The organism is Myxococcus sp. AM011 (assembly GCF_013372595.1).
Lineage (GTDB): Bacteria > Myxococcota > Myxococcia > Myxococcales > Myxococcaceae > Myxococcus > Myxococcus eversor.
In genome coordinates, this window is sequence record NZ_JABXEM010000312.1 from 1 (window position 1) to 12,385 (window position 12,385).

General features: G+C 70.2%; 8 protein-coding genes and 1 pseudogene. 7 read left to right on the forward strand and 2 right to left on the reverse strand.

The window, feature by feature from the left end; genetic code table 11:
* From HUW62_RS40820 to HUW62_RS40845, 6 genes and pseudogenes are all read left to right on the forward strand, one after another.
* Window positions 1-192: pseudogene (locus HUW62_RS40820) on the forward strand (tryptophan--tRNA ligase); the annotation flags it as partial.
* A gap of 162 nt (window positions 193-354) precedes the next feature.
* Window positions 355-1,224 carry a ScpA family protein gene (locus HUW62_RS40825; protein WP_163867254.1) on the forward strand — a complete coding sequence of 290 codons (870 nt, stop codon included), beginning with the start codon at window positions 355-357 and terminating at the stop codon, window positions 1,222-1,224.
* Window positions 1,211-2,197: an SMC-Scp complex subunit ScpB gene (gene scpB / locus HUW62_RS40830; protein WP_163867255.1), complete on the forward strand. Its 987-nt coding sequence runs from the start codon at window positions 1,211-1,213 to the stop codon at window positions 2,195-2,197. The genes HUW62_RS40825 and scpB overlap by 14 nt, the downstream gene beginning before the upstream one ends.
* A gap of 27 nt (window positions 2,198-2,224) precedes the next feature.
* Window positions 2,225-4,762 carry a pseudouridine synthase gene (locus HUW62_RS49325; protein WP_176437500.1) on the forward strand — a complete coding sequence of 846 codons (2,538 nt, stop codon included), beginning with the start codon at window positions 2,225-2,227 and terminating at the stop codon, window positions 4,760-4,762.
* An 84-nt stretch (window positions 4,763-4,846) separates the two neighbouring features.
* The gene (locus HUW62_RS40840) at window positions 4,847-6,970 is read left to right on the forward strand and encodes a HEAT repeat domain-containing protein (protein WP_176437501.1); all 2,124 of its coding nucleotides are present in this window, start codon (window positions 4,847-4,849) and stop codon (window positions 6,968-6,970) included.
* Window positions 6,970-9,258, forward strand: a complete 2,289-nt coding sequence (locus HUW62_RS40845) for a cyclic nucleotide-binding domain-containing protein (RefSeq protein WP_176437502.1) — start codon at window positions 6,970-6,972, stop codon at window positions 9,256-9,258. Before HUW62_RS40840 ends, HUW62_RS40845 begins: the two co-directional genes overlap by 1 nt.
* Before the next feature lie 12 nt (window positions 9,259-9,270).
* Here the strand turns inward: HUW62_RS40845 and HUW62_RS40850 are convergent, their stop codons facing one another.
* Window positions 9,271-9,969 (reverse strand): general secretion pathway protein GspE, encoded by a 699-nt coding sequence (locus HUW62_RS40850; RefSeq protein WP_163867259.1) that lies wholly within the window; start codon window positions 9,967-9,969, stop codon window positions 9,271-9,273.
* A gap of 169 nt (window positions 9,970-10,138) precedes the next feature.
* Here HUW62_RS40850 and HUW62_RS40855 point away from each other — a divergent pair, with 169 nt between their 5' ends.
* Window positions 10,139-10,966, forward strand: a complete 828-nt coding sequence (locus HUW62_RS40855; protein ID WP_176437503.1) for a hypothetical protein — start codon at window positions 10,139-10,141, stop codon at window positions 10,964-10,966.
* A 24-nt stretch (window positions 10,967-10,990) separates the two neighbouring features.
* Here the strand turns inward: HUW62_RS40855 and HUW62_RS40860 are convergent, their stop codons facing one another.
* Window positions 10,991-12,238: an SLC13 family permease gene (locus tag HUW62_RS40860; RefSeq protein ID WP_176437504.1), complete on the reverse strand. Its 1,248-nt coding sequence runs from the start codon at window positions 12,236-12,238 to the stop codon at window positions 10,991-10,993.
* Window positions 12,239-12,385: the final 147 nt, after the last annotated feature.

Consider the following 12,385-nt stretch of genomic DNA (forward strand, 5'->3'; position numbering starts at 1 on the left):
GGCTACGGGGACTACAAGAAGAAGCTCCTGGAGGCCTACCTGACGACCTTTGGCCCGGCCCGTCGGCGGTACGCCGAGCTGGTGAGCGACCCCGCCGAACTGGAGCGCATCCTCCAGGACGGCGCGAATCGCGCCCGCCAGGAAGCCTCCGTGTTGATGGACAAGGTGCGGCGCGCGGTGGGTATCCCGTGAGGTCCTGGGCCTGAACGGGTGTTTACCGCCGTTTGTTTGACCCACCTAAAAGCCACTGTTAAGGAGGTGTGTCCCCCGGCTCGCGCTCGAGGCCGGCGGATTTGAGCCCTTGCGTGATGACGAGCCGCCACCGAAAGCCAGAAGGACAGCCAGGTTCCGCCGGTGAGTAACGGCCGTCCCACTTCGGCCGACGAGGGCCACCGCGACGGCGAATTGCCCCTCACCCCGGGCGACGCCTTCCGCGTCGCGTTGCCCAATTTCGAAGGGCCGCTGGACCTGTTGCTCCATCTCATCAAGGAGCATCGGCTCGACATCTTCGACATCCCGCTGGCGCTCATCACCGAGAAGTACCTGGAGCACCTGGAGCGGATGCGGGAGATCAACCTGGACATCGCCGGGGAGTTCCTGGTGATGGCGTCCACGTTGGCCCACTTGAAGAGCCGCATGCTGCTGCCGCGACAGGACGCGGTGGCGGTGCCCGAGGGCGGCGAGGCCCTGGCCGCGGTGGAGGAGCCAGAAGACCCCCGCGCGGAGCTGGTGCGGCGGCTGCTCGAGTACCAGAAGTACAAGGACGCCGCCGAGCACATGGCCATGCAGGACATCCTCGGCCGCGACGTCTTCGCGCGCAGCGTGCCGGTGGAGGCCGTGCCCATCCCCGAGGAGGAGGTGGGCCTCCAGGAGTTCAGCGTCCTCAAGCTCATCGAGGCGTTGGACCGGGTGCTGGAGCGCCTGCAGCCCAAGGTGCAGCACGAGGTGGTGCGCGAGCGGGTGACGCTCTCCGAGGCCATCCTCCGCATCGCCCAGCGCCTGCACCCCCATGGACAGGTCCTCTTCGAGAGCCTGTTCACCGAGGAAACGACGCCGACGCGCCAGGAAATCGTCATCACCTTCCTGGCCATCCTGGAGATGGTCAAACGCCGGCTCATCCGTGTGGTACAGGACGAGCCGCTCGGCCCCATCCTGTTGTTGCCCAACGGGGACGCCCTGGAGCGCTTGGTCCCCACGGAGGTCGACGAGAGTGACTACCGGTAGGAAAGGCCCCCGTGACTCGGACGAGGAGGTCCCAGTCGCGTCCGGAGGTCCCAGTCCGTTCTCCGAGGAAGAGCTGGCCGCCGTCACCGGGCCCGGACTGGCGGACGAGCTGGACGAAGTCGAACCCGCAGCCATCGAAGAGGACCAGGACGGCGTCATGCCGGACCTGGAGTCGTCCTTCGAGAAGCTCGTCTCCAAGAGCCGCAAGCTGTCCACGGACCGCATCCGCACCGTGGTGGAGAGCGTGCTCTTCGTCGCGGAGCGGCCCCTGTCCGTGGACGAGCTGTGGCAGGCCACCGGCATCGAGCGGGAGCTCATCGCCGAGGCCCTCAACCAGATCTCCGGCGTCCACCGGGACGGCATCAGCGGCATCGTCCTGTACGAAGTCGCCGGGGGGTGGCAGTTCCGCACGGACCCGCACTCGGGCGAGTACGTCCGGCGCTACCTGCGGGTGAAGCCCCAGCGACTCACCCGCGCGGCCGTGGAGACCCTGGCCATCATCGCCTACCGGCAGCCAGTCACCCGACCGGAGCTGGAGGATATCCGCGGGGTGGATTGCGGCGCCGTCCTCAAGGCGTTGATCGATCGCAAGCTGGTGAAAATCCTGGGCAAACGCGAAGAGGTGGGGCGCCCCATCCTCTATGGGACTACTCGCGAATTCCTGGAGTTCTTCGCCTTGAAGGACCTGTCAGCGCTGCCGACGCTGCGGGAATTCCACGAACTCACGCAGGAGCATCGCGAAATCGTGGAGAAAGAAGTACGACCGGCGCCGGTGGCAGCGGGAACGGTGGAAGCGCTATCGGACCCGGGATTCACGAAGCGGATGGAGAAGAACGCGGCGGCCAGCGAGGCGGCGCTTGAGGACCTGGAACACGCCATCGAGGCGGCTGAGCGGACACAGAAGGCCAGCTCCAGCGTCCTGGACACGCCCCCGAAGCCCGAGACGGGCGCCGAGGGGCCGAAGCCCGAGTGACGGGCAGCAATGGAAGAAGGGGAAGTAATGTCGGCAGAACGACTACAGAAGTACCTGGCCCGCGCGGGAGTTGCTTCGCGCCGGCACGCAGAAGAGCTGATCACCGCGGGCCGAGTGGCCGTGAACAACACGACGGTGACGGAGCTGGGGAGCCGAGTGGAGCCGGGCACGGACCTGGTCTCGGTGGACGGAAAGCTCGTCACTCCCCCTGATGAATCCTCTTACTTCCTGCTCTACAAGCCCGTGGGTGTGGTGACGACCCTGTCGGATCCTCAGGGTCGGCCGACGGTGGCCAACTATCTGGAGGAGACGGGCAAGCGCCTGTTCCCGGTGGGCCGCCTGGACTACGACGCCGAGGGAGCGCTGCTCTTCACGGACGATGGCGCGCTGGCGCACAAGCTGACGCACCCGAGCTTCCAGGTGCCTCGCACGTATCTGGCGAAGGTGAAGGGCGAGCCGGACATCCTGACGCTCGACAAGCTGCGCGGTGGCGTGCGGCTGGAAGACGGCATGGCCACGCCGGTGTCGGTGGGCGTGTTCGAGTCCGCCGAGAAGAACACGTGGTTGAAGATTGTCGTGGCGGAGGGCCGTCCGCACCTCATCAAGCGGCTGTGCGCCGCGGTGGGGCACCCGGTGGTGCGCCTGTTCCGTCCGGCGTACGCGGGCATTGGCGTGGAAGGCTTGCGGCCGGGAGAGCTGCGTCCGCTGAAGAAGATTGAGGTCGAGCTGCTGAACGACGTGGCAGAGGGCCGTGTCGCGCCTCCGACGGCGGAGCTGCGGCTGCCGCCTCGGCGCCATGGGCGTGCGGCGCCGGGCTTCAACGAGGCGGACGAGGACGAGCTGTCCATGGATGATGATGCTCCGGCGCCTCGGAAGGCGGCGGGTGAGCGTGCGGCTCGCAAGGCTCCGGCGCGTGGAGCTGGAGGCTCGGCGGGGAGCGCGTGGAAGCCCGTCGTGGATGGTGGCGCCAAGCTCGCTCGCTTCGGGCGTGGGGCCGCCGCCGAGGGCCGTGGCGCGCGACGCACGGGTGGCGACGAGGATCGCCCGGCGCGTGGCGCGGGTCGGCCGGCTCGCAAGGAGTGGGGCGCTGGTGGCGCGGATTCGCCGCGCTCGCGTGGGCCTCGCGCCGAGGGTGACGCGGGTCGCGGTCCGCCGCGTCGGGCACCGGCGGCTGGGGGCGCTTCGCGCTTCGGTCGTTCGGCCGAGGGCGGCGCGGGTCGTCCCGCACGCAAGGAGTGGAGCGCGGGTGGTGAGGACAGCCCGCGTCCTCGTCGGAGCGCTGGCGATGGTGAAGGCCGGCCGGCTCGCAAGGAATGGAGCGCGGAAGGGGCGTCGCCTCGTGGAGCCGCGCGCCGTGACGCGGGCGGTGATTCGAAGCCGCGTTTCGGTGGCGACTCGAAGCCCCGGTTTGGTGGCGAGGGCAAGCCTCGTTTCGGTGATTCGAAGCCGCGTTTCGGTGGCGAGGGCAAGCCTCGCTTCGGTGATTCGAAGCCGCGCTTCGGTGGCGAGGGAAAGCCTCGCTTCGGCGGTGATTCGAAGCCGCGTTTCGGCGGTGAGGGCAAGCCTCGCTTCGGTGATTCGAAGCCGCGCTTCGGTGGCGAGAGCAAGCCTCGCTTCGGCGGTGACTCGAAGCCGCGTTTCGGTGGCGAGGGCAAGCCTCGCTTCGGCGGTGCGGGTCGTGGTGATGCCGACGGTGAGAGCCGTCCTCGCTTCGGCGCTGGTGCGGCTCGCGGAGCGGCTCGTCCGGCCCGTGGTGATGCCGACGGTGAGAGCCGTCCTCGCTTCGGTGCTGGTGCGGCTCGCGGAGCGGCTCGTCCGGCGCGCGGTGATGCCGACGGCGAGAGCCGTCCTCGCTTCGGCGCTGGTGCGGCTCGCGGAGCGGCTCGTCCGGCGCGCGGCGATGCCGACGGCGAGAGCCGTCCTCGCTTCGGTGGCGCTGCCTCGCGCGGCGCGGGCCGTGGTGAGTCCGCTGGTGAGGGTCGTCCTCGTTTCGGTGGCGCCGCCTCACGTGGCGCGGGTGCCGGTGAGGGCAAGCCTCGCTTCGGTGGCGCCGCCTCACGTGGCGCGGGTGCCGGCGAGGGTCGTCCTCGTTTCGGTGGCGCGTCTCGTGGCGCGGGTGCCGGTGAAGGCCGTCCTCGCTTCGGCGCGGGTGCTTCGCGTGGCGCGGGCGCCGGTGAAGGCCGTCCTCGCTTCGGCGCGGGAGCCTCGCGTGGCGCGGGCCGTCCCGCCTCGGGCGGTGAGGGTCGTCCTGCTCGCCGCGAGTGGAGCGGGGGAGACAAGGGCGCCCCGCGGGGTCGCTTCGACCGCAAGCCTCGCGATTCGGAAGGCGGCGCGCCTCGGGGTCGCAGCGGTGGCTTCGGCGCGAAGCCGGGCGGCAAGGGTCCTCGGGGAGCGGGCGGCCGGTCGGAAGAGCGCGCCTGGAAGCCCTACGACGCCAAGGGTGCCCCCCGTGAGCGGGTCGTCCGTGGCGGCTCCCGGGGCCTCGCCCCCGAAGGCGCCCGCAAGTCCGAGGGTTTCAAGGGCCGGGCGGGCTCGCCTTCCAAGGGTCCTCGTAGGCCTTACTGACACACACCACAGCGGATTGGGCGGCAGGGGGGTCGTTGATATAACCCCCTGCGACTTTTCCACCGTTCGCCTTACCGGAGACCGATGCGAACCGGCACGCGCCCCTTCCTCCTCATGCTGGTCCTGGTCCTCGGCTGCAATGGCAGCCGGGACCAGCTCCTCGCGGATCTCCAGAGTCCTCGCCCGGAGGTCCGCGCCCTGGCGGTGAAGAAGCTCGCCGGGCAAGGCAATCCGGACGACCTCGTCCTCTTCACTCGAGCGGCCAAGGACCTGGCCGCCATCGTCCGCGCCGAGGCCGCCGTCGCGCTGGGGGAGAGTCAGGACCCTCGCGTGGTGGACCTGCTCGGCGAGCTCCTGGAGGACTCCGACGAGGAGGTCCAGGGCCGCGCCGCGATGGCGCTCTCCAAGGTCAAGAACGACAAGGCCAAGGCCTACCTCACGCTCCAATACGGGCGACGAGGCCGCGCCACCCGTCAGGTCATCGTCCAGGCCCTGAAGAACGCCAACGTCCCGGGCGCCATGGCGGAAGTCGTCGCCGCCGAGGCAAAGGGGCAGTGGGATCGCAACCTGCTCACCCTCACCGAGGGAGCCCTGCCCGAGCGGGTGGGCGCCGCCGAGGAGCTTGGCAAGAGCGGTCGTCCCGAGGCCGTCAATCGCCTGTTGCCCCTGGTCCGCGACAGTCAGGTCATCCTCGCCGCCGCGGCGGTGCGGGGCCTGGGTGATGCCGGTGACAAGCGCGCGGTGGGCGCCATCGCCCTGCTGCTGGACGAGAGCTTCCCCGAGCTGCGCGAGTCCGCGATCATCGCGCTGATGAAGTTGCAGGACCCCGCCGCCGCGCCTCGTCTGCAGGCCGTGGCGGTGGAGAAGAGCGCCGTGAGCCCCATGGCCATGGACGCCATCCTGTCCTTCCCACGCACCCCGGAGACGGACACCGCGCTGTGCGCCGTCACCCTCGATGGCGCGCCGGCCGAGGCGCTCGCCGCGGGTCAGGCGATGCGCTCACGCGGTGGCTGTCCGCTGGACCCCATTGGCGAGCGCCTGTCGCGTCCCGCCACCGCCGCGAGCGGCCTCCAGGCCGTCCTCGGATTGGGCCCCACGGCGCTGCCGCTGCTGCCGAAGGTGACGCCGTGGCTCAACCAGAACGACGCCACGCTGCGCCTGCTCGCGGTGGAGGCCGTCACCGTCGTGGGCGATGCGTCCGTGGTGCCGCAGCTCCAGAAGCTCTACGAGCAGGAGGCCAAGGGGCTGGAGGCGCTGCGCACCGACTGGGTCAGCCAGAAGCTGCCGGAGAACTACTCGGCGGAGTTCGACCCGTCGGCGCCGTCCACTTCTCCTCATGTGCATGGGCAGGCGGGGGACGAGCGGGTGGCTCGCCACGCTTCGCTCTTCGAGCGCGTGAAGGCGCTCAACGCGCAGCGGGCTCGCGCGTCGGGCCGTCCGGTGGTCAAGCCTCGCGTGCCCACGGAGCTGTTCGATGATGTGGAGCCGGAGCGTCTGGTGCCGCTCGCGACGCTGCTGCGCTCCTTGGGAACGCTTCGGGCGCCGGGCGCGCTGGAGCTGCTCAAGGGGTTCAGCCAGGACTCGAGCATCCCCCTTCGCACCGCCGCGCTGGTGGGCCTGACGCACCTGGGCGCCGAGGGAGTGGCCATCGCGCGTGAGGGGATGTTGGAGCCCGAGAGAGATCTCCAGAAGGCGCTGGCGCAGGCCCTCGCCGAGTCGGGGCCCGAAGGACAGGCCGCGCTGGTGGAGCTGCTCCCGAAGATGGGCGGAGAGAAGCTGCTGGTGCTGGATGCGCTGACGCGGGGCTCGGGTGCGCCCGCTTCGGCGTCCGCGGTCCTCCAGACGGTGGTGACGGAAGGGGGCCCGGAGGCCGCGCTCGCGGCGGGGCTGCTCGGGCGCATCCAGTCGAAGGAGGCAGTGCCCACGCTCATCAAGGCCCTGGACGAGACGAACAGCGTCGCGCGCAGGGATGTGCTGCTGGCGCTCGGGACGCTCGGTGATGCGCAGGCGGCGGAGGTGGTGTCGCGAGACTTGTTCCACGACCTGCCGGAGATTCGCGCGGCGGCGGCCACGGCGCTCAAGCGCATGGGGGCGACGAACCAGGGCGAGTCGCTGGATGCGCTCAAGAGCGACTACTTCCGCACCGTGCGGGACGCGGCGGGAGCGGCACTGGCGAAGGGTGGCACCGCCGCCGAGGGAGCCAGGTGATGGAGGCGCGCAAGCTCAAGGACAGGGCCGCTGAAGCCTTCACCAAGGGCCGCTTCTCCAAAGCCGCGGAGCTGTACGAGGACTTCTGCAAGCTGGACCCGAAGGACCACCAGTCGCGGCTGCGCACGGGGGATGCCTGGGCCAAGGCGGGTGAGCGCGAGCGCGCCATCGCCGCGTACCATTCCGCCGCCGAGGGCTTCGCGAAGGAGGGCTTCCTCCCGCGCGCCATCGCCGCGAGCAAGCTCATCCTGGAGCTGGACCCCAGCCACCAGGGCGTCCAGCAGATGCTGGCGAACCTGTACGCACGTCGGGGGACGCCGGCGGGTGCACGGGCTCGCGGGCCGATGACGAGCGCGCTCTCCGCGCCGCCGCCCCCCGAGCGCCCCGCTCCCGTAGCCGCCGGGCCCGTGCCAGGGCGTGCCGATACCCCGACGGCGCTGTCGGCGGGGGAGGGCACCATCAACCTCTCCGCCGAGCTCCCCGCGGAGCTGGCGCTGTCCGTGGACGACGCACCTTCTCCGGGCTCCGTCGAGACATCGGAAGAGGTCGTCCACTCCGTGAGCATGGGGCTCTCGGACGCCGAGACCTCCACCTCGTCGGCCGAGGAGCACGAGGGCTTCGATATCGCGCTGGGCGAGTCGGAGTCGTCACCGTCCACGAGTGTCGCGGCGGCTCCCGCCAGCGCTCCCGTCACGAGTGCGGGGATGCAAGGCTCGACCGCGAGTGTCGGCACGGGTCCTGCCGGGACTCTCGTCACGAGTGCGGGTGCACCCGGCACGTCAGCGAGTGTCAGCACAGGTCTCGTTGGGACTCCTGTCACGCGTGCCGATGCACCCGGTACGGCCGCGGCTCCCGCCACTCCCTCGCTCGGTGCGCTCGAGTCGCTTCCCGTCGCGAGTGGCAGCCCCGTTCCCACGGGGACCACCGTCATCAGCGCGCGTGAAGGCAATGGCACCTCGTTGCCGCCGGGACTCGCGCCACGGGGGGCCACGCAGCGGGTTCGTCCTCCCGTGCCGGAGACGCCCGCCGCCTCGGACGTGGACGCGTTGACCCCGCGCTCTCCGAGCGGCAAGTGGAAGGCGCTGTCTTCACCCATCGGAGAGCAGGGCTCGGCCGAGACGCCTCGGACGCCGATGGTCATCGACCCGCCCTCCGCGCCCCCGGGCTTGCGCCCACGCCGCGCGGAAGCCACCCCTCACGCGGGCGCCACGGCCGTGCCCTTCCGGGAAGTGTCGCGGGAGCTCGGTGCCTCGCTGCGCGCGGTGCCGCCGAGCCCGTCGTCCTTCACCGAGCTGGAAATGGAAGCAGACTCCCTGCTCCATGCCGTCGAACTGGCGGCCCAGTCAGGGCTGAACCAGCGCGCCGAGGTCATCGCGGGAGGAGACGAGGAAGAGGTCTTCAGTCTCACCGAGGAAGTCGTCACCGACGTGCCCTCGCTGGACGCGCTTCCCAGCATCCCGCTGTTCTCGGACCTGCCTCGCGACGCCTTCATCGAGCTGTTCGAGCGCTGCCCCTTGCGCCGCTTCACCCTCGGAGAGCGCATCATCGACCAGGGCAGCCACGGCGACGCCTTCTACGTCATCTGCGAAGGACAGGCGCGCGTCTTCCGGACCGAGTCTGGCCGCCGCGTCGACCTGGCCACGCTGGAGGGCGGGGCGTTCTTCGGCGAGATGGCCATCCTGTCCGGAGCCCCGCGCACCGCGTCCGTCGAGGCCGGCACCGAGGACACGCAGCTGCTCGAAATCTCCGCCACCGTGCTCACCTCGCTCTCGCGGAGCCACCCCCAGGTGGCGGCGGCCCTGAAGAAGTTCGTGCGGCAGCGCCTGCTCACCAACGTGATGAACACCTCGGCGCTGTTCCGCCCCTTCAACCGGAAGGACCGGCGCACGCTGGTGGAGCGCTTCCGCGCCCGTGACATCGAGCGCGGTGAGGTCATCATCCGGGATGGCGACCAGACCGACGGCCTCTACGTCCTGCTCTCGGGCGAGGTCGAGGTGCACAAGGATGGGCACCTGCTGACGCGGCTGAAAGAGGGGGACCTGTTCGGTGAAATCTCCCTCCTCCAGAAGACGCCGGCCACCGCGACGGTGACGGCCGCGCGCCACACCACGCTGCTGCGGCTGCCGCGCGAGGACTTCGACGCGCTCATCTCCAGCCACCCGCAGATCCTCGTGCTCATCTCCGAGCTGAGCGACGAGCGCCTTCGCCGCACGGAGCAGGTGCTCGGCAGTCATCTCTCCGGCACCTTGAGCTCGCTGGACGGCGAAGAGGAGCTCATCCTGGTCTGAGGTGCGCGGGCTTCAGCGCACCTTCGCCAGGTAGTCGTCGCGGGTGACCAGTCCCCGCGTCTCCAAAAGCTCCAGCATGGCTCGCAGCGAGCGCGCCTGCTGCGCCACCATGCGCTCCAGGTCGGAGACCTGCTGCGTGAGGATGTCCACGCGCTGCGCCAGCTCGCTCTCCCTCACGGGCGCGGGAGTCTGGCTGACCGACGGGCGCGAGGGCGCTGTCGTCTCCTGTGGCTCGGAGGGCGGAGCCAGCTCGAAGGTCTGCTCGTCGATGTTGAACGACAGCGGCGAGGCCGTCGTGGACGTGAATTCGCCATGGTAGTGGCGACGGATGGCGCGCTCGATGGACGACGCGGCGGCCACCACCACCTGGATGCGCTGGCCCGTGTGGAAGGCCAACTCCTGGAGCGACTCCACATTGGTGGGGTCCGCCGTGGCCACGGTCAACAGCTTGTTGGCCGGGTCCGCCGCGGTGGGGAAGACGGTGTAGCGCTCGGCGATGTCCGGGCGCAGCGCCTGGAGCGCCACGGCCGAGGGAGTGATTCCATCCAACTCCACCGTCGGAATGGAGAGCTGGCGAGACAGCGCGTGGACCATGGAGCTCTCATCCACGAAGCGCATCTGCACCAGCGTCAGGCCCAGCCGGCCGCCCCACTTGCGCTGCTCGGCGAGCGCGGAGCGCAACTGGGTCTCCGTCAGGAGACCGGCATCCATGAGGATTTCCCCGAGTCGGCGCTTGCGGCCGGGGGGCGAAGAAGGGGGTGGCACGGAAGAAGGATTCACGCCCCCCAGCATACCAGCGGCCGGGTCGACCGGTCCCCTGGGAGCCAGCCCGCCGGTGGGGAAGGGGCGAGCCCCCCCGCAATGGGGTAAATGTCAGGACATGACGCGAAGCCTCCTCCCGTTTCTCACGCTGGCGCTCTGCGCCGGCTGTGCGTCGCAACGGCTGGCCGGCGCGGACCTGGACCGCGTGCGCCGCCCCGCCTTCATCTCCCGCATCGAAGATGGCGCCGGCCCTCGCAGCTTCGTATTCCGCGAAGACGAGGCCTACGGAGACAAGCTCAAGAAGCTCGAGCCCGTGGAAGCGGACCGGCGGCTCACGGTGAAGCTCCAGCAGGCGGTGACGCGCTTCGAAGTCTCGGAGCGGCTGCGCGTCAACACGCTGACGCAGCTTCCCCGCGAGGCGCCGTGGACGGCGACGGTGGACCCGGCGCGCGTGGCCTCCGTGCTGGAGAGCTTCCTCGTGGAGGAGGTCCCCGCGAATGCTCCGGACTACGACCTGGTGATGCCGCTGGGCGCGGACACCGTCGTCGAGTTCGTCGTGCAGGAGTTCGGCATGCGCAGCAAGAAGGGCCACGCGGGCGCCTTCCTGCGCGGGTATGGGCGGATGTTCACGCTGGATGGGCGCTCGGAGGTCTGGCGGCATCCATTCGAGATCAACCAGGCGGAGACCGACGCCGCGCACCTGGACCCGTTCAAGGTGGGCAAGGACCCCGACCTCTTCCGTCAGGCCATGACGACCATGCTGGACCAGGTGGCGCTCGACTTCGTGAAGGACCTCACGCCGAGGGACAGGCGCGGGGGGCCCTCGCTTCCGGCCCACCCCATCACCTCCTCGCCGGACACTGTCGTGCCGACGGTGGTGGAGCCCCCGAAGACGCCCGAGTCGGAGCTGGCCCCGGGCGAGCTGCCGGACCCGGACCCGTCCTGACGTCGAAGGACTCCGGGCCGGGCGCTAGAAGAGGGCGTGCTCCGCGAGGAGCACCGCGAGCCCCACCACGAAGCTGACGAGGGTGACGGGCAGGCCCACGCGCAGGTAGCGCAGGAAGCTCATGTCCACCTTCCCGCGCGCCGCCTCGAAGACGATGAGGTTGGCGACGCTGCCCACCAGCGTGAGGTTGCCCGCCAGCGTGGAGCCCAGCGCCAGCACGTGCCAGCCCAGCTCCACGTTCTGGAGCGCGGGCACCCACGAGCGCGCGAGCATGACGAAGGGCACGTTGCTGAAGATGTTGGACGCCACCAGCGTCAGCCCCGCGAAGCCCAGCGTCTCGCGCCACGCCGGCCCCGTCATCAGCGGCGCGAACAGCAGGCGGATGTCCTCCGCCCAGCCGTGCTTGTTCACGCCGTAGACGACGACGAAGAGGCTGGAGAAGAACAGCAGCAACACCCAGTCCACGCGCTCCAGCGCCTCGCGAGGCTCCCGTCGGGACAGCGCCATGACCAGCGCGGCGCCCGCGAGCGCGCTCCAGCTCATGGGCAGGCCCGCGAAGAAGGCCACGACGACGCCCGTCATCACGACGAGGGTCAGCGTGAGCAGCACCCGGTCCACGGGCGGGGGAGGGGGACGGGGCTCGAAGCGCGTGGACGTCAGCTCCTTGCGGAAGATGTACACGAGCGCGCCCGCGACGATGGCCGTGGACAGCAGCGCGGGCAGGGCCATGTACGCGGCGAAGCTCGCGTAGGAGATTCCCGAAGCGCCCTGGATGAGCATGTTCTGCGGGTTGCCGGTGAAGGTGGCCACCGAGCCGCTGTTGCTGCCCATGCAGACGGCGAGCAGGTACGGCACGGGCGGCAGGCGCGCGTCCTCCACCGTGGCGAGGACGAGGGGCGTGAGCATCAAGCACACGGTGTCGTTGACGAGGAACGCGGACAGCAACCCGGAGATGAACGTCACCGCCACCAGCAGCAGTCGGGGCGTGCGCGCTCGCCGCACCGCCCAGGCCCCCGCCGTGCGGAAGAAGGCCGCCTGCGAGAGATAGGCCGCCAGCAGCATCATCCCCAGCAAGAGGACGATGGTGTCCGCGTCGATGGCGTGCTTGGACGGGTCCTCGCTGTGGTTGAAGACCTCGGCGGGAGTGACGACGCCGAGCACCACCATCAGCACGGCGCCCAGCAGCGCGCCGCCAGGACGGTCCAGCTTGATGAAGGGGAGCCGGGCGCCGGCGATGAAGACGTACGTGAACAGGAAGATGGCGAGGGCCACGGGCGGCGCACCCTAGCCGAGCGCCGTTCCACGCGCGCTGGCCGCGTTCGCGTTGTCCGGCCGGGTACACGCCTGTACAGTGCCCGACCCATGAAGTTCGAGAAGGAAGAAGCGGCCTTTGGTGGCCCCCGCCGCACCCCCTGGAAC

Coding starts and splice junctions, on each gene's coding strand:
- HUW62_RS49325 (WP_176437500.1), top strand. CDS start 2,225: ATGTCGGCAGAACGACTACAGAAGTACCTGGCCCGCGCGGGAGTTGCT.
- HUW62_RS40840 (WP_176437501.1), top strand. CDS start 4,847: ATGCGAACCGGCACGCGCCCCTTCCTCCTCATGCTGGTCCTGGTCCTC.
- HUW62_RS40845 (WP_176437502.1), top strand. CDS start 6,970: ATGGAGGCGCGCAAGCTCAAGGACAGGGCCGCTGAAGCCTTCACCAAG.
- HUW62_RS40850 (WP_163867259.1), bottom strand. CDS start 9,969: ATGGATGCCGGTCTCCTGACGGAGACCCAGTTGCGCTCCGCGCTCGCC.
- HUW62_RS40855 (WP_176437503.1), top strand. CDS start 10,139: ATGACGCGAAGCCTCCTCCCGTTTCTCACGCTGGCGCTCTGCGCCGGC.